Origin of the sequence: Ruegeria atlantica (genome assembly GCF_013032005.1) — a bacterium.
Lineage (GTDB): Bacteria > Pseudomonadota > Alphaproteobacteria > Rhodobacterales > Rhodobacteraceae > Ruegeria > Ruegeria atlantica_A.
The window spans coordinates 182,275-197,814 of the sequence record NZ_WQBE01000007.1 but is presented as its reverse complement, the minus strand read 5'-3'; the positions used below and the strand labels follow the sequence as shown (position 1 = coordinate 197,814).

The following is a 15,540-nucleotide window of genomic DNA, read 5'->3' as shown; positions in this document are numbered from 1 at the left end:
CTTTTGGACAGGACGCCAATATCAAGAAGTTTCATGGTTGACCTCAAGTCGACTTTAAGTGGCAGGATAGCTCCTCACTGGCACATGAGACAAGAGAGCTTACGATGACTGATACGGTGCAGGCGCAATCTTCCATTCCCATCCTGATCACTCTCGCTGCAGCGACATTGACCGCCTCATTGGGTATCAGTATTGCCGCGGTAATGCTTCCGACGCTGACGCGTAGCTTCGCTGCGACAGTTTCCGAGGTGCAGTGGGTCGTACTGGCTTACCTGACATCCGTGACCATCACGATCGTATCCGCCGGGCGGCTTGGCGATCTATTCGGCCACGGTCGCTTGCTGATTGCTGGTCTCATCGTCTTTATTGCAGCGTCGGTTCTGTGCGCTATGGCCCCGAGCCTGGGCTTGCTGATTGCCGGACGCGCGTTGCAGGGGCTTGGCGGAGCGATCCTGATCGCGCTTCCAATGTCTATCGCACGTGATTTTGTCCCGACTGAGCGGTTGGGCACGGCTATGGGATTGCTTGGCACGACTTCTGCTGCGGGGACTGCCCTTGGCCCCTCACTGGGCGGTGCGTTACTGGCGATCGGCAACTGGCGCATGGCGTTCTGGTTTCTTGCCGGCTTTGCTAGTGTCACGCTTATACTGTCTGTCACCGCAATCACGCGCGATTCCGAACGTCCGACAGTATCCTGCCGAGAATTGGATTTTCCGGGAACCATAGTGTTGGTTATTGCACTGGCGGCCTACGCTCTGGCAACCAGCGGCGGAGCCTCGCGTATCCCAGTGCCACCGGGTGTATTGTTTTCTGCTGCTCTGATCGCAATCGTCTTTTTTGGGCTTGTCGAAACCCGTGTAGCTTCACCGCTGGTGCCGATGAAATTGCTCCGCGACCAGAGGACAAGTATCGGGCTTTTTTCGAACCTTCTGGTCAGCGCAATCATGATGTCCACTTTGGTCGTTGGTCCGTTCTTCCTGGCATTTTCTCTGGAATTGAACGAAGCGATCATCGGTTTGGTTATGGCAGTTGGGCCGCTGGTCGCTGCGCTCTTCGGCGTTCCGGCCGGATGGGTGACGGACAGGCTTGGTGCGCATCGCGCGATGACCATCGGCCTTGTGCAGACTACTGTTGGTCTGCTGTGCCTGGCGTACCTGCCGGGATATTTCGGTGTCGGCGGCTATCTGGCCGGACTCATCATGTTGACGCCCGGCTTCCAACTTTTTCTTGCCGCTAACAACACAGCGGTTCTGATACACGCCGCCAAAGAACAACGTGGCCGGCTCTCTGGCCTTCTCGGGCTCTCGCGGAATCTGGGTCTGATGACGGGTGCCTCTGCAATACCCACGCTATTCGTCAACATAGTCGGGAAGGGAGATGCCACTAATGCTCCGGCCGCAGATGTTGCCTATGCTTTTTCGATGACTTTCACGGCCACTGCATGTTTGGCCCTGATTGCCCTGGGGCTGGCAATTAGCAGCCGAGCCTAGCGCGCCCGCAATGCGCCGACCCCCGCCGAGTGACGTTGCCGAGAAAGGTAATCCGCGTATTGCGGGGCGATTGTGGAGGAGCCAGAATTCTTGTTCTCGGATCGAAACGGCCTTTGAAGTCACTACGGCAATGCAAAGTGGACGGGCAGGGTTGCTGATCCTCCCCCTCTGAAGTGGTCCGCCGTTATGGTTAAGAAAATGAAGGAACCACATGGCGAACAAGCGACCGAAGCCGGAAGAGATTGTATCAAAGTTGCGGCAAGTTGAGTTATTGATGGGCAAGGCATGTCTCGTCTGGATGCTTTGGACCGGTGGCTTGAAGCCATGGAATCTTCTGGAATCCCGTTGTGAGGCACCCTTTACTGATCATGCTTGGATTGCGTGCCGGCATTTCTTTCCTGTTCCGACTTATAAACACTGTTGGGGACCGGCATACATGTTCACGCCATAATCAAAAGACTGGCTATTCCGTACAGCCCGGCAATGACGGCTCGTGTGTTTGCGCAGCAGGTGAGTTCGTACCCGCCTCAGTTTTCGGTCGCCGCAAATGGCCGGTCTGGTGAAGCCTCACCACGGCTCATAACGGCCTTGCCTAAGTCCGCTTTGAGCCGGATGGGTTACATCATCAGTGCCTTCCCTACCAATGCTTGCTTGTTTGGATATTGCGAAACATCAACACCGCGTTCCTTTAGTGCTTCGCTAAGTTCTTCCTCGCTCAAGGCTTCGATCGCTTCGGTCGTCATCTTCATGAAATTGATCCGGCGCTTGAGCTGGCCGTTTGTGTCACCAAAAACGTGTCGATCCTCAAACGCGAACTCATCCGCGTATTTGGTCATGAAGTAAGTTAGGAAGGTGTTTAGGCTGGTTCGGACACGGGGATCATCCGCCATCAAATCCGAGGATGCATCAAGCGTTTCTCGCATCAGGGTTACCCAACGCTTGGCCCCTTTGTCGTTCATCAGGGCTATCGCGTTGTGGGTGTGATGGAAGCTCAGCCGGAACTCTGCGCCGTGATAGTACGGGCCGCCGCCCATGACATCGATCCACATTGACGCCTGGGTTGTGACATGGTGGTTCAGCCCACCGACCCGTTCAAACACGGACGTGAACCAAGGCTCATCGGCAAAGACACGTTCATAGAACCTATGCACGATGCCGACGATGGGCTCTTGCCCGAGGACGGAATAGAGTTGCCAAAACTGAATGGGCTTGCTCAGGTCACCGGGGGCAGTCAGCGAGACAACCTCTGCCATCTGGAGTGCTTCCGGCGGTAGCAGTCCCTTATCGATTGCCGATTTAATATAGGCCTGCTGGATTCTCTCGCTCATGTAACCATGGCGGGTCGGAAATTTGGGAAGGTCAACACGGAACATTGGGCGAATTCCTAGAGCGTCTTGATGCCAGAAAAATGATGGCTGGGGCAGGGCAGACCGTCACCGTCCAAATGCCTTGCGGTACTTCTGGATAAAGAGTTCTTTTCCTTTCATCTTCCGTGTGACCCAGTCGCCGACAGTCGCAAAAAGCCAACTGTTTCCGATTTTGGGGCCAAGCGGAACGAGGATCGGTGCCATTTTCCAAGGCGCGTAGGGCTTTTGTTTCTCTACCGGTTGCCCGCTGAGGACCTGTTTCAGGGTCTTGATCAGCCAAGGGTTCTGACGAGAGATCGCAACAATCGTCATACTGTCACCGACGTCGGCTATGTCCCCGGCGATGAAGACATTTGGGTACTCGGACGGGCGCAACCAGCTATCCGTCTTAATCCGGCCAGAGGGCGCCACGGTCACCGCGGGCAGCGTTTGCGCCAATGCCGTATTTGGTTTGGACCCGATCACGGGGAAGACCAGATCAGCTTCGATAACGCGGCCATCTGACAGTTTTACTGATCCGGCATAAGGTTTGTCCGCGTGCTGCAGATTCTCTGCCCTTTGGCCTACCACGACGTTCACGCCGGCGCGTTCCAGCTTGCGTTTGAGCTCTGCCCCCAGCTTGACGGGATACGTCGGAAACAAGCTGTTGTCAGACGAAACCAAAGTGATGTCCTTACTGGGCTGTGCCGCTGCAATCTCTCCTGCCAACTCGGTACCGACGGGGCCGGCCCCAACGATGACGATCGATTTTGCAGACGCCAGCCGAGCGCTGACATCGGCACTGGCCTTGCGAAAGTCATCCATACTATCGCGCGCCGGTTTGAAAGGGGCTGCATAAGACGAACCAGTGGCCAGGACGATGTAATCCGCAGGGTAAGCAGAGCCGTTTTCCAGCGTTACCTCGGATTGAGTCACAGTAGCGGCACGGCCACGGATGACCCGCCCATTCTTCAGCAAGCGGTCGTATGGCAAAATGATCTGATCCAGCAGATCGGGCTCTAGTAGTGCACGAATGGCCGCTGGCGGCTGCATGAAAGCCTCTCGCTGCTCGATCAGAGTGACATCAGCATATTCATCCAACTCTTTTGCGACTTCAAAGCCGACGTACCCACCGCCAACTATCACGACTTTTTGCTTGTCCATTCTGTTCCTCATTGCTTTCCATTCGTCTGAGCCGTAATTAGAAACACAAGATCACAACGACAAGTACGGTCATTTGGGATACTGTTATGGCGCCTGTTGAACCGGATGAAAATTGCCTCATTGAACCTTTGATTGAGGCGATATCGGGTAAGTGGAAGCTCTTGGTCATCTATTGGCTGGCGCAGGAAACCTCGCGGTTCAATCAACTGCAACGAAATCTTGGCAGCATCACGCACCGGACGCTGACCCGCCAGCTTAGCGAATTGCAAGACGCCGGGTTTGTGTCGCGCAAAGATTTCAAAACGATCCCACCGCATGTGGAGTATAGCCTCACACCTTTGGGCCAAAGTCTGATACCAGTGTTACAAGTTATGCATGATTGGGCAGCGGCAAATGTGGACAAGCTAGCCACCAGGAAGTGAGGGCCTCGTACGTCAATTGTTGCGTATTTGCAGGAGAAAGAAGAATAGTCTGAGGCGTTGCGCATCAATGTTCGCTTGTGAATAAGCAGAAACGCTGCACTGGACACTTTGATCAAGGTCAGCAAAGGGCGGCTGGCTGCGATCATTCCTCTCGTAACAACGCTTCATTTCGGTATTCTGTGGGGGTCTTGCCTGTTTGCGAGCGAAAGGCCCGATTGAATGGCCCAAGCGAAGAGAAGCCAACGTCAAAAGCAATGCTGAGCACTGTACGCTCGGCCATTTCCGGCTTTTCCAGCATCGCTTGCGCCTCGTGAACGCGAAATGCGTTCACGAAGCTGGTGAAGTTGCGGTGTCCCATTCCCTGATTGATCGCAGACCGTAGCCGATGCTCTTGCGTCCCGAGTTTGGCGGCCATTTGTGCCACGGTCAGGCCTTCCTCTCTCCAAAGACCTGCAGCCATCGCAGTATCAATACGCTTGATCAATGCCGCTTGCGCAGGGTTCGGGTTTATGTCGCGCTGCGAGGCAGCAGAGTGTTCGATCCAAATGCCGGGTGCAACACGCACCGACCAAACCAGGAACGCCGCTGCAGACAGGCAAATTGCTGATGCCTGTAGGGGGAATACCCAATACGGAAGCACCTGATCCAAATGGGTGATTTCAATCACCGTGATGATTATGCCAAGGGTCAATAGCCAGACCAGAAACCAACGGCGAAACCGGCGGCGTTCGGCAATCAAATCTTCGACCTCGCCTGAAACAACAATTTTCAGCATGTGCAAAAAGAAGATCAGCACGCATGCGCCACGAACCGCACCCAGCGGAAATTGCAGCTGGGTCAACCAGCTTGTTCCAACGATAAGAACCGCGACGGTGATCTGCCAGGGTCGAATGACAACGTCATCCTGAAACAGCTCAATCGCGGCCCAATAGATCAGAACCGGGATCACGCCCGCGACCATCACAAGTACAAACCGGATTGGCCCCTCGCTCAGATCGATACCCGGAGAGGACACGATCACATAAGGGCCTAGGCTCAGGCACAGCAGCACGACGGCCAGACTTTTCCGGGTTCGGGGTCCGTTTGCCAAAAAGATCACAGCACAGAGAAAGAGAACGCCAACGGCGCTACCACGCAGGAAAATATCGAAGACCGCTAAATCTGACATCACGCGCATAAGCGAAGTGCGAATTGGCTTGCCGGTCAATGGCTGGACCATGTCGAAAATGAAAAATACTCGCCGAAAACTCAAGTTGCCCATCGTTTTTCGAAATCAGAGGGAATCCGATACCCGCATGCGTCAGGTCGTTTTGCATGTCCTTTCGCACTTGGAGAAGCCAATGACACATCTCACTACACTGCTTTCCGTCTATGCAAATGTCTTTGGCGGAGACTTCTTGCGCTATGTTTTGGGCGCAGGCGGTACGTATCTGTTGATCAATGTCCTTCTGGCACGTCGGCTTGCCGCGCAAAAAGTCCGCCTGTCGGATCTACCCAAGGGCCAGATCCGTCGCGAGATACTAGTAAGCCTGCGGACCGTTCTGATCTTTACTGCTGCTGGTACATCAATCGTGCTGGGCGCCAGGGCAGGGGTCATCACGATATACCAACAGGTCGCGACATTTGGCTGGGCCTATTTCGCGTTCAGCATCGTGGCGCTGATCGTCCTCCACGATGCGTGGTTTTATTGGACACACCGCGCGCTGCACTACCCGCCGCTGTTTCGGCGGTTCCACCGGTTGCACCATAAATCACACCAACCTACGCCCTTCACCTCCTATAGCTTCGATGTCGGTGAGGCTGTGGTAAACGCGGTCTACCTGCCTTTGGTATTGGTTCTCCTCCCGGCGCATCCATTGGCGCTGTTCGTTTTTGTAACCCATATGATGCTGCGCAATGCAGTGGGTCACTGCGGGATCGAGATCTTTCCAGCCGATCAGAAAGGCCGCCCTGTCTTCGGCTGGCTAACAAGCGTCACCCATCACGATCTGCATCACGCCCATGCCGGTTACAACCTCGGCCTGTATTTTTCGTGGTGGGATCGGCTGATGAAGACGGAACATCCCAAGTACCTCACCGAGTTTGCCCGCGTTGCGCCGCGCATCCGGCCTGTTGGTCTGAAAGCAGCACTTCTGTTTGTAGCGATTGTTGGGGGGCTGGCAGCCAGTCGCGGCGATGCCTTCGAGCTCAGCGGTCGCTACGCGTCGCCCGGGCTTGGTATCATAGTTGAATTCGAGGATTGTGGCGGGGATAGTGCCACCAGATGCGGTCGGTTGCTCTGGAGTTGGGAGGGGCAGACACCCCATGCGAAGATAGGCGATTTGATCCTGACGGGTCTTGTGTTCAACGGTACTGCCTGGGAGGGAATGCTGCGGGACCCAGAATCCGGGCGGACATATCGAGGCGCAATCAGACAAGCGAGCCAACATCGGCTTATCCTCAAGGGCTGCGCCGGCATCATCTGTGCAAGCCAGACATGGCACTCTACAAACTACCTTCGATCCGTACTTTCTGAACACGGAGGTTAACTCCACGCATTGCGTGTGAACACATTACCAAATCGGCGTCGGGCCCGTAATGCGAAAGGCGGCTTTGTCAAAGTTGCGCTGGAGGGCCAGTGTGTTCCATGGATGTCTCCTGTGGGCTGAGCTTATCAAATGAGGTAAATTGAAGTAACGTATTTTGGTTAACAGCAGGTCTTGTTTTTAAGATGGAAAAAGTGCTGGGACTTGGCGGGTTTTTCTTCAGATCTGAGGATCCTCCCGCGTTGGCAGAATGGTACCGCGATCATCTGGGAATTGATCTTGTTCCCAATGATTATGAAACGCCCTGTTGGACACAGGAAGCGGGCGAAACTGTCTTTGCCCCGTTCGAGAAGGTGACCGAGTATTTCGGAAATCAGGAAAAGGAATTCATGTTGAATTTTCGTGTTCGCGACATTGAAAAAATGATTGCGCAGTTGGAATCCAAAGGTGTCGAAGTGCGTCGCGATCCAGATTCTCCTTATCCGAATGGCAAGTTTGCGTGGCTCAATGACCCTGAAGGCAATCCGATTGAGCTTTGGGAACCTGCTTAATTTCAGGGCCCACTGGTTTAATTATCCCGATCCTGTCGGCGTAATAAAGCGCCGCGAGTTTCTGTGCTGCACAATGACTGGATTTCTTCAGATGATCGACAGGAAGATATCGGTCCTCCGGGCGCAATGCGTGTTGCAATTGCAGAACCACCGTATCGCTCCAAACATCCAAATTGGTTGGCTGTCGGATTTGCATGTACTCGCGCGTCCTTGCAGCATGTATCAAAAGGACGGAGGTAATAATGATCTATGCAATCACGATCTATGGGGAGGCAGGTGTGTTTGAGGCGCTGCCCAAAGACCGCCAGGATGAGGTAATGTCAGGCCACGGCGCGCTGCAAACGGCGTTAAAGGATCGGGGAGAGTTTGTTTCGATAAAGCTGATGCCGCCGACCTCTGCAGTGATGGTCGAACCGGCCACCAGCGAGGGCACCGCGCCGCTGATTACCGACGGTCCGTTTGCCGAGACGAAGGAGAACTTCCTTGGGTTCTACGCCGCCGATTTCAAAGATCTTGATGAGGCTTTGGAATACGCAAAGATGATTTCCTCGCCCGTTGCGCGGCTCGAAGTACGGCCTGTGGCCTGGGCCGGGGGTGTCATTTCATCGGAGTAGCTCATGTCGGACTGGCTGGAGGCCACATTCGCCCAACAGCGCCCACGTGCCATTGCGGCCCTGACGCGGGTGTTTCGCGATATCGATACGGCCGAAGAAGCCTTTGCCGATGCGTGCCTGAAGGCGCTGACGGTTTGGCCCAAGGATGGCGCGCCCCGTGATCCGTTGGCGTGGCTGCTGACGACCGCCCGCAATGCGGGTCTTGACCATGTCCGCAAATCCCAACGCCGCGCGGCAATTCTGTCGCGCCACACAGAGGAGTTTCAACGAGCACCCACCGAAACACCTGACCCTGATGAGATGCGCGACGATGTATTGCGACTGTTGTTCGTATGTTGCCATCCGGAATTGGATCAACGGGATCAGATTGCCATCGCTCTACGCGTGGTCGCGGGGTTGAGCGTCGACGAGATTGCCAGTGGATTCCTGGTTAAACCAAAGACAATGGAACAGCGGATCACCCGTGCCAAAAAGAAGATTGCGAGCAACCCGGTCGCTTTTGAAACGCCCAGCCCGGCAGAGAGGGGAGCGCGGCTGGGTGAAGTTTCCCTGATGGTCTACCTGATGTTCAACGAAGGGTGGTCGACTTCGGCCGGTCCCAAACAGATGAAGCTTACATTGTGTGAAGAGGCCATCCGCCTCGCCCGCCTGCTTGTGGCGTTGTTCCCGGCCATGGGTGAGCAGTCCGCCTTGTTGGCGTTGCTGTTGCTCCAACACGCCCGTCGGCGGGCACGTATCGATGCGGATGGAAAGCTTGTGGCGTTGGACGATCAGGATCGCGACCTTTGGGACCGTTCGGACATCGCCGAGGCAACGGGCCTTTTGCAAAAAGCCCAACGTATTGGTCATCGCGGGGTCTATATCATCCAGGCCGCAATCGCTGCGGCCCACGCCCGCGCGGCCTCATCTGAAGACGCCGACTGGACCTTGATAGAGAGCCACTACGCCGCCCTTCATGCGCTGCAGCCGACCCCTGTGGTTAAACTTAACCAGATCGCTGCACAGGCCAAGTTGCACGGCCCGCAATATGCGTTGAAGGCGATGGAGGTAGTGGCAGAGGATCTGACCACCTATCGCTGGTATCACGCGATGCGGGGCGGTCTGTTGCAGGAAACTGGCGACCACAAAGCCGCCATCGCCGCATTTGAAACCGTGATGACACTCGCTCCAACGGGCCCTGAACGCGTTGTGATCGCGGATAAAATCGCGATCAGCCAAAAAGAACTGCGCGGCGTGTAGGATAGCCGGCACCTCGCGCGTCCTTGGATCAGACCCGTATGTGGCGGGCAAAACCAAGGGAGAAACCCATGAGTATTCTTGAGATGACAACTGTCGGCAATTCCGGATGGATCGGACATTCCGGACCGGATCAGGGCAAAGCCAAAGCCTTTTATCAGGATGTGTTGGGCTGGGCGATAAACGACATGCCGATGCAGGACGGGTCGAGTTATTCGGCCGCAGTGGTGGGCGAGACGCCCATTGGTGGCTTTTCACCGATGCCTGAGGACAATGGAAGCTGGACGATCTTTTTTACCGTGGACGACGTGGATGCAAGTGTTGCAAAGGCGCAAGCCAAGGGTGCTGCGGTCATTCAGCCTGCGATGGATATGCCGGGGGTCGGGCGCATGGCGACGCTAACCGACCCGCAGGGCGCGCGGTTCGCGCTGATTACCTATGAAAGCATGTCGTCCTAATCGTCGCTCGAAAGGAGGGATCAGATGGAACAACTGCCCCAAATTGCGCTGATCGTGACAGCGGTGTTTGTCTTGATGAGCATTCCCATGGCAATCGCCGTTGGCGTGCGTCGTGCCAGGACCGGGATACTTTTGCTCCATGGTGAGGATGAGGGACTGCTACGCCTGATGCGGGCACACGGGAACTTCATCGAATATGTCCCGCTTGCCCTGCTTGCCCTCGCGGGTGCCGAGATTGCGGGAACGGCACCCTGGCTCATAGCTGTCTGTGGTGGGGTTCTGCTGCTAGCCCGCCTCATCCACTACTTCGGTTTGCGCGCATCAGCAGAAAGCAAAGGACGCGCAATTGGGGCGGCCCTGACGACCTTGACTATGATGGTGCTGGCTTTCGCCATCCTCTGGCAACTCGGCACAGCCGCCTGATGCCGGTAGATGAAAACCTTAACACTCGTGTGCGCGATGCTTTGGCCGCGCACGCGGGCATCTCCGAAAAGCGGATGATGGGCGGCCAGTGTTTCTTTTTAAACGGCAACATGCTCTGCGGCGCTCGCCGTCACAAAGATGGGGTCGGTCGGTTCATGTTCCGGGTGGGTAAGGCGAACGAGAGCATGGCACTGAAGGATCCAATGGCTAAGGAAGTGATCCATGGAACCCGTAAACTGGGGGGCTTTGTACATGTTGAAGAGGGCGACTGCGATGACCCTGCATTGCGACGCTGGGTAGAACTTTGCCTCGAACACGCCGCAGCCCTCGCGGCGAAAGACTGAATGGAGGATGTGATGGCTACATTTGAGAGTTTCTCGTCTGAGGCACTTGGTTTTCTTGAGGGTCTTAAGGCCAACAACACGAAGGATTGGTTCGCAGCGCACAAGACAACCTACGAAACCCAGTTGAAGGGCCCCAGCAAGCATTTTGCCGACGGCATGGCTGGCGCATTGCAAGACCTGACTGGGCAGGGCCACCGCAGTAAGATCTTTCGCATCTACCGTGATGTCCGTTTCTCCAAGGACAAGACGCCCTACAACGCACACCTGCATATTGCGTTCATTCCGCAGGGCAACGCGGTTCAACCACCGATGTGGTTCTTTGGGCTATCGCCCGAAAAACTGTCCCTTGGCTGCGGGGTATTTCAGTATGACAAAAATGCACTGGACGCGTTCCGCACGGCAATGGCTGGTCCAAAAGGGGCAGAGTTGATCCAGCTCACTGAAGATATGCGACAGGATGGTTTCCGGATCGAGGACCCAGAATTGAAACGCGTTCCGACTGGCTTTGACAAAGATCATCCCCACGCAGAGGCATTGCGCCGCAAGGGCTTTGCCGTTTGGATGGACGCCGGGGCTCCTGCGTTTGTTATCGAACCGAACCTCATAGAACGAACGTCTGTGTTATTCGGGAAACTCATGCCAGTGTTTCAATTGCTTTCCAGGGTCATGTAGCCAAGGATTTGCGCTCGCAGCGAGCGGCAGCTTAGACGAGTTGCACTGCCGCGAAGTAGTCCTGTTCCGGATCGCCGATCAGATTGTCGAATGGCATTGCAAAACATCGCAGCGGGCAAGCGCTGTTTTTGACTTCAACCTCTCCCAATTCCTCGAGCCTGATATAAATGCGAGGGCGGATTTGATCCTTTGCAGCGCGCGAAAGGCATATTCCACCTGGTGCCGCCAACCGGGCACCTCAGCACTTAGTCCACAGCGGTCCAATCCTAACATCCACCCTACCTTCAGGATGCTGCGGCGCGCCCCGTCGAAGGAGACATGCGCTGAGAGTGCAAATTCCGGAAGTAGTTGAATTCATACATAGCTGACAATGCCACCCTGCAGCGCATTCACGATCAGCTTGCGCGATTTCGTCGAATTTCGGGAACCTTTCCGTGTTTCCTGCATCTAAGGAACCAGGAACGCACTAAAGCGAACCCGGTGAAACCCTTGGAAAGGACCAAACCATGTTCAGAAAAACCGTAGTTGCTTTTGGATTTATTGTCGCTGCCGCCCCAACTGCTAAGGCTCACGATGAACAAGTTCTCGCCAATGCCCCAGCCGGCGATCCTTATGTGAAAGTGAGCGACGTATTGCCATTGCCCGAGTTCATCCCTGGTCTGGGAACGCTCTTCGTCGACCCAACCACTCTGCCCGCAGGTCCGTTCCTCGCATATGATCGCGACGGTCGATTGTCAGCCACGGTCTACATGACACCACTCGACGATCTGCAAAACGGTGCATCATTTGACGGATTGAACATCGGTTCACACACCGTCAGCTCGACAGATATCTATTTCAATGCCGGGCATCCCGGCGTGGACAAGCCGCACGCGCATGTCGTGCTGTTTCACGACGAAAACGCAAAAGAGCGTCTGGCCGAATGATCTGTACGCGCCGTCATGCTGTATGGCTTGGGGGATTGGCCGTTGCTTCCGTCGCCAGTTCGCGGATCGCGCTTGCGCAACCGATCGCCACGGTTGAGATGCGCGGCAGCCCGCGCGGCGAACGTATCTGGTATGATCCTGTTGGACTTGCTGTATCTTCAGGCACCACCGTCCGGTTCACCAATCGTGATCCCGGCAACAGTCATACAGCAACCGCCTATCATCCGGCGAACTATGATCGAAGGCGACGCATTCCCGCTGCGGCCGACCCGTGGGACAGTGACTTTTTGCTTCCGGATGAGTATTTTGAAGTCACCCTGATTACGCCAGGTGTATATGACTACTATTGCCTACCACACGAAATGGCGGCGATGGTTGGTCGCATAGTAGTTGGAACCCCCAGCGACGTCGGCTGGGAGGGAAGTTCACACGACAAGAGCGATGTTTCGGAAGATACTCTGACAGCTTTGCCGTTGGTAGAGAGGATCCTTTCGGAAGTTACCGTTCGCAGGGAGGACTGATCATGAAGGTCCAAACAAGCCTCACTCAACAAGCAACCAGCGATGCGGCCAAATCAGAAGCTGAGCTTGTAAATGCCGCGCGTGAAGGAAGCGAGCTGGCGGTCCGGGAACTTATCCGTCGCTTGAACCCCCGCTTGTTTCGCGTTGCCAGAGGTATCGTTGACAGCGACGCCGAGGCAGAAGAAGCGCTGCAGGAGGCTTATCTTTCGGCGTTCAGCAAACTGCAGGGTTTTCGTGAGCATGCCAGCTTTTCCACCTGGATCACCCGGATCGTGATCAACACGTCGCGTATGCAGCGCAGACGAGAGCGTACTGATGAAGAGTACAACACCGTCGACGAAACCAGAGCACCGAGTGTGATTATGTTCCCCGGACAAAATTCTGAACTCCCTGACGCAACGCTTGGGCGCGCGCAATTGAGAGATTTGCTTGAATCTGCCGTTTCCGATCTGCCGCCCCATCTGCGACTGCCGTTTCTGCTGCGCGAAGCAGAGGAAATGAGTATTCTTGCCATCGCCACCGAACTTCAGGTCAACCCGATAACGGTAAAAACACGCCTATATCGCGCCCGCCGCAGGTTGCAAACTACAATTGAAAACCGGGTCCGGGGCGGCTTCGAAGCAATTTTTCCATTTGGCGGCAAACGATGCGCCAACATGACCAATCACGTAGTAGCGAGATTGCAAGAAGTCGGCGTTCTATGACGCATTTCTTTCGGCTCAGATCGACCATCCTGCAAACCGCGCTCAGGATTTTTTCCCGGCAACAACGCAAATGCGGCGGCAGATTGACAACGATCAATTCCTTCGCGCCAAAGGAAGCTTAGGAAAACCCGTGTGGTAAACCTTGCTAAAACAGCAGGAGGTCTGTTTGTCGAACCCTCAAAACCCTATTCTGCTATGCTCTACCGCGTGACGGGCGCGCTGCGGGTTGCCCTGCTTACGCCCCTGTCGCCTTCTTTGACCTTTATTGCGCAAAAACGTGAACCGTGTCGCCAGCGTCTCGACCGAAATGTTTGGCGAGGAGCCTTGGCGGATGACTTTCTGCCCGGCGCTCCTGATTTCCAGCTCAGCGACGGGTTCCTGATTGACATACGTGGCGCGGAGTGATCAGGGCTGACCAGCGCAACACTATGACTTCGCGCAAGATCGTCCCATACCGTGTCCTGTTTCCCGCGGCATTTCTTTGCGCGTTGTTCACGATTGCCCTCTGGCCCCTAAGCGCATGGACTGATGGTTTTGGTCCAGCGTTTGAGCCTGCAATTATCTGGCACGTTCACGAGCTGATTTTTGGCTTTGTTGGCGCGGCGATTGGTGGGTATCTGCTGACGGCATTGCCAAGCTGGACAGGCCGACCGCCGGTTCAGGGTGGAGTTCTGATCACATTGTTGGCGTTGTGGGCCCTTGCGCGTGTTGCTATGGCGCTGGCGGATTTCGTGCCTTCCGGGCTGCTTGTCGTCTTCAATGCCGGGTATTTTCTCTTACTGGCGGTTGTAATCGGAACTCAACTTCTGTTGGCGGGCATCTATCAAAAGCTTGGCTTTGTGTGTGCGATAGTGGGGCTTGGTATCGGTGAATTCTTGTTTTTGACCGCCACGCTGATGGGGTCCCCGTCCAGAAGCCTGGAAATGGTTGATGTGTTTCTGCTTGGTCTCGCATTGCTGATGATCAACATCGGATTGCGCGCAATTCCGGCTTTCACAGGCAATTGGCTTACTCTCCACGACCGCGTCGGGCCTTTGGTCCCGAGCACGCAGTCTTTGGTCGTACCGCAGGTGCTGTTAGGTTTGGCCATTGCGGCCAGACTGATTGACGCATCAGACTTGGCATATTTCGCGATGATTTGTGCGGCATTGGCAGTTTTGTGGTCAATGCTCACATGGCGGACGCTGGCGATCATCGGGAACCCATTGCTTGTGGCACTGCACCTGGCCTTTTTTTGGGTACCCTTTGGTTTGATCGCCGTGGGTTTATCGGGGTTTGCACCGTCGTTCTATCCTAGGGCGGACGCCTTGCATGCCATCACAATCGGCGGAATGGCCGGAATGATTATGGCGATCGCAGGCCGGGCAGCAGCGCATACCGCCGAAGGTGGCTTGAGGGCCAATTGGGGGTTTACCATTGGAGTTTGGGCGATCTGGATTGCAACCTGCATTCGCATTGCGGCACCGGTTTTTCCGGGTCTTCCTCTCGTACTCTGTGTTGCTGTGCTGTGGTGCCTTGGCTGGACTGCTTTTCTGATCGGATTTATGCCTGCTCTCAGAGGAACACCACGGCGCCCAGTTTTGAGCGGCCGCAGGCATCAGACGAAAGTGAGTGCGGCATACATTGAAAGGACAGAGGGATGAAAATTGCATACGTCTCTTCGCAGAAACGGGGCGAAGCTGACAGGTTGTTGTCGGAACTGGCCGATGAGCTGAACAACAACGGGTTTGAACTGCGCGGAATCGTGAAGGAGGCGAGCCATTCGCCCATTTATCAGGATGGGTGCGATATGAGCGTGCGAGTACTGCCAGATGGAGCGGTCATCAAGATTACGCAGAACCTCGGTGTCGGCTCGGAGGCGTGTAGATTGGATCCCAGTGCGCTTGCCGAAGCCGTGGCGCAAGTGGAGCAAAGCAGTTTCGAGAACGCCGATCTGTTCATACTGAATAAGTTCGGCCCCGAGGAATGCGCTGGCCGTGGATTCCGCTCGGTGATGGGCAAGGCCTTGGAACACGGTGTTCCGGTGCTGGTTGGCGTAGGGCCTGCATCCATCCCACAGTTTCAGGCCTTCGCTGACGGCCTTGCCATATCGTTGCCGGATGACGCCGTATCACTTCTTGACTGGTGCCTGACGCGCAGTTAAC

Annotated in this window: 19 protein-coding genes; 16 read left to right on the top strand and 3 right to left on the bottom strand. The window is 55.4% G+C overall.

What is annotated here, in order from left to right:
* The first annotated feature begins 104 nt into the window (after positions 1-104).
* Positions 105-1,490: an MFS transporter gene (locus GOX21_RS14650; protein WP_170378158.1), complete on the top strand. Its 1,386-nt coding sequence runs from the start codon at positions 105-107 to the stop codon at positions 1,488-1,490.
* Between the two features lie 617 nt (positions 1,491-2,107).
* Here GOX21_RS14650 and GOX21_RS14645 read toward each other — a convergent pair.
* Both GOX21_RS14645 and GOX21_RS14640 read right to left on the bottom strand, forming a co-directional pair.
* The gene (locus GOX21_RS14645; protein ID WP_170378156.1) at positions 2,108-2,863 is read right to left on the bottom strand and encodes a hypothetical protein; all 756 of its coding nucleotides are present in this window, start codon (positions 2,861-2,863) and stop codon (positions 2,108-2,110) included.
* 60 nt (positions 2,864-2,923) lie between these two features.
* The gene (locus GOX21_RS14640) at positions 2,924-4,012 is read right to left on the bottom strand and encodes an NAD(P)/FAD-dependent oxidoreductase (protein WP_170378154.1); all 1,089 of its coding nucleotides are present in this window, start codon (positions 4,010-4,012) and stop codon (positions 2,924-2,926) included.
* Positions 4,013-4,086: 74 nt separating this feature from the next.
* Between GOX21_RS14640 and GOX21_RS14635 the strand changes: the two genes are divergently transcribed.
* On the top strand, positions 4,087-4,422 hold the full coding sequence (locus tag GOX21_RS14635; RefSeq protein ID WP_170362002.1) for a winged helix-turn-helix transcriptional regulator: 336 nt from the start codon (positions 4,087-4,089) through the stop codon (positions 4,420-4,422).
* A gap of 142 nt (positions 4,423-4,564) precedes the next feature.
* Here GOX21_RS14635 and GOX21_RS14630 read toward each other — a convergent pair whose 3' ends face one another.
* Positions 4,565-5,641: a helix-turn-helix domain-containing protein gene (locus tag GOX21_RS14630; protein ID WP_170378152.1), complete on the bottom strand. Its 1,077-nt coding sequence runs from the start codon at positions 5,639-5,641 to the stop codon at positions 4,565-4,567.
* A gap of 121 nt (positions 5,642-5,762) precedes the next feature.
* Here GOX21_RS14630 and GOX21_RS14625 point away from each other — a divergent pair, with 121 nt between their 5' ends.
* From GOX21_RS14625 to GOX21_RS14560, 14 genes are all read left to right on the top strand, one after another.
* A complete protein-coding gene (locus tag GOX21_RS14625) occupies positions 5,763-6,950 on the top strand; it encodes a sterol desaturase family protein (RefSeq protein ID WP_170378150.1) in 1,188 nt (395 codons plus the stop codon).
* Between the two features lie 182 nt (positions 6,951-7,132).
* Positions 7,133-7,498, top strand: coding sequence for a VOC family protein (locus GOX21_RS14620; RefSeq protein WP_170378148.1), 366 nt, complete (start codon positions 7,133-7,135; stop codon positions 7,496-7,498).
* 242 nt (positions 7,499-7,740) lie between these two features.
* Positions 7,741-8,112, top strand: coding sequence for a YciI family protein (locus tag GOX21_RS14615; protein WP_170378147.1), 372 nt, complete (start codon positions 7,741-7,743; stop codon positions 8,110-8,112).
* A 3-nt stretch (positions 8,113-8,115) separates the two neighbouring features.
* Entirely contained in the window at positions 8,116-9,351 is a 1,236-nt protein-coding gene (locus tag GOX21_RS14610) for an RNA polymerase sigma factor (RefSeq protein WP_170378145.1), read from the top strand.
* Positions 9,352-9,419: 68 nt separating this feature from the next.
* Positions 9,420-9,806, top strand: a complete 387-nt coding sequence (locus GOX21_RS14605) for a VOC family protein (RefSeq protein ID WP_170378143.1) — start codon at positions 9,420-9,422, stop codon at positions 9,804-9,806.
* A gap of 24 nt (positions 9,807-9,830) precedes the next feature.
* Entirely contained in the window at positions 9,831-10,229 is a 399-nt protein-coding gene (locus GOX21_RS14600) for an MAPEG family protein (protein ID WP_170350786.1), read from the top strand.
* Positions 10,229-10,573 (top strand): TfoX/Sxy family protein, encoded by a 345-nt coding sequence (locus GOX21_RS14595; protein ID WP_170378141.1) that lies wholly within the window; start codon positions 10,229-10,231, stop codon positions 10,571-10,573. The genes GOX21_RS14600 and GOX21_RS14595 overlap by 1 nt, the downstream gene beginning before the upstream one ends.
* Before the next feature lie 12 nt (positions 10,574-10,585).
* Entirely contained in the window at positions 10,586-11,245 is a 660-nt protein-coding gene (locus GOX21_RS14590; protein WP_170378140.1) for a DUF2461 domain-containing protein, read from the top strand.
* Positions 11,246-11,751: 506 nt separating this feature from the next.
* A complete protein-coding gene (locus GOX21_RS14585) occupies positions 11,752-12,171 on the top strand; it encodes a hypothetical protein (RefSeq protein ID WP_170378138.1) in 420 nt (139 codons plus the stop codon).
* On the top strand, positions 12,168-12,692 hold the full coding sequence (locus GOX21_RS14580; RefSeq protein WP_170378136.1) for a plastocyanin/azurin family copper-binding protein: 525 nt from the start codon (positions 12,168-12,170) through the stop codon (positions 12,690-12,692). The genes GOX21_RS14585 and GOX21_RS14580 overlap by 4 nt, the downstream gene beginning before the upstream one ends.
* A gap of 2 nt (positions 12,693-12,694) precedes the next feature.
* Positions 12,695-13,396 carry an RNA polymerase sigma factor gene (locus GOX21_RS14575; RefSeq protein WP_170378133.1) on the top strand — a complete coding sequence of 234 codons (702 nt, stop codon included), beginning with the start codon at positions 12,695-12,697 and terminating at the stop codon, positions 13,394-13,396.
* Between the two features lie 132 nt (positions 13,397-13,528).
* Positions 13,529-13,801 (top strand): hypothetical protein, encoded by a 273-nt coding sequence (locus tag GOX21_RS14570; RefSeq protein WP_170378131.1) that lies wholly within the window; start codon positions 13,529-13,531, stop codon positions 13,799-13,801.
* Positions 13,802-13,824: 23 nt separating this feature from the next.
* Positions 13,825-15,039: an NnrS family protein gene (locus tag GOX21_RS14565; protein WP_170378129.1), complete on the top strand. Its 1,215-nt coding sequence runs from the start codon at positions 13,825-13,827 to the stop codon at positions 15,037-15,039.
* Positions 15,036-15,539 carry a DUF2478 domain-containing protein gene (locus tag GOX21_RS14560; protein WP_170378128.1) on the top strand — a complete coding sequence of 168 codons (504 nt, stop codon included), beginning with the start codon at positions 15,036-15,038 and terminating at the stop codon, positions 15,537-15,539. The genes GOX21_RS14565 and GOX21_RS14560 overlap by 4 nt, the downstream gene beginning before the upstream one ends.
* Position 15,540 lies beyond the last annotated feature (1 nt).

Excerpts from the sequence above, each read along its gene's own strand:
- GOX21_RS14590 (WP_170378140.1), top strand. The coding sequence starts at position 10,586 with ATGGCTACATTTGAGAGTTTCTCGTCTGAGGCACTTGGTTTTCTTGAG.
- GOX21_RS14620 (WP_170378148.1), top strand. The coding sequence starts at position 7,133 with ATGGAAAAAGTGCTGGGACTTGGCGGGTTTTTCTTCAGATCTGAGGAT.
- GOX21_RS14580 (WP_170378136.1), top strand. The coding sequence starts at position 12,168 with ATGATCTGTACGCGCCGTCATGCTGTATGGCTTGGGGGATTGGCCGTT.
- GOX21_RS14560 (WP_170378128.1), top strand. The coding sequence starts at position 15,036 with ATGAAAATTGCATACGTCTCTTCGCAGAAACGGGGCGAAGCTGACAGG.
- GOX21_RS14615 (WP_170378147.1), top strand. The coding sequence starts at position 7,741 with ATGATCTATGCAATCACGATCTATGGGGAGGCAGGTGTGTTTGAGGCG.
- GOX21_RS14565 (WP_170378129.1), top strand. The coding sequence starts at position 13,825 with ATGACTTCGCGCAAGATCGTCCCATACCGTGTCCTGTTTCCCGCGGCA.
- GOX21_RS14595 (WP_170378141.1), top strand. The coding sequence starts at position 10,229 with ATGCCGGTAGATGAAAACCTTAACACTCGTGTGCGCGATGCTTTGGCC.
- GOX21_RS14575 (WP_170378133.1), top strand. The coding sequence starts at position 12,695 with ATGAAGGTCCAAACAAGCCTCACTCAACAAGCAACCAGCGATGCGGCC.
- GOX21_RS14650 (WP_170378158.1), top strand. The coding sequence starts at position 105 with ATGACTGATACGGTGCAGGCGCAATCTTCCATTCCCATCCTGATCACT.
- GOX21_RS14645 (WP_170378156.1), bottom strand. The coding sequence starts at position 2,863 with ATGTTCCGTGTTGACCTTCCCAAATTTCCGACCCGCCATGGTTACATG.
- GOX21_RS14635 (WP_170362002.1), top strand. The coding sequence starts at position 4,087 with ATGGCGCCTGTTGAACCGGATGAAAATTGCCTCATTGAACCTTTGATT.
- GOX21_RS14600 (WP_170350786.1), top strand. The coding sequence starts at position 9,831 with ATGGAACAACTGCCCCAAATTGCGCTGATCGTGACAGCGGTGTTTGTC.
- GOX21_RS14630 (WP_170378152.1), bottom strand. The coding sequence starts at position 5,641 with ATGGTCCAGCCATTGACCGGCAAGCCAATTCGCACTTCGCTTATGCGC.
- GOX21_RS14640 (WP_170378154.1), bottom strand. The coding sequence starts at position 4,012 with ATGAGGAACAGAATGGACAAGCAAAAAGTCGTGATAGTTGGCGGTGGG.
- GOX21_RS14610 (WP_170378145.1), top strand. The coding sequence starts at position 8,116 with ATGTCGGACTGGCTGGAGGCCACATTCGCCCAACAGCGCCCACGTGCC.
- GOX21_RS14605 (WP_170378143.1), top strand. The coding sequence starts at position 9,420 with ATGAGTATTCTTGAGATGACAACTGTCGGCAATTCCGGATGGATCGGA.
- GOX21_RS14585 (WP_170378138.1), top strand. The coding sequence starts at position 11,752 with ATGTTCAGAAAAACCGTAGTTGCTTTTGGATTTATTGTCGCTGCCGCC.
- GOX21_RS14625 (WP_170378150.1), top strand. The coding sequence starts at position 5,763 with ATGACACATCTCACTACACTGCTTTCCGTCTATGCAAATGTCTTTGGC.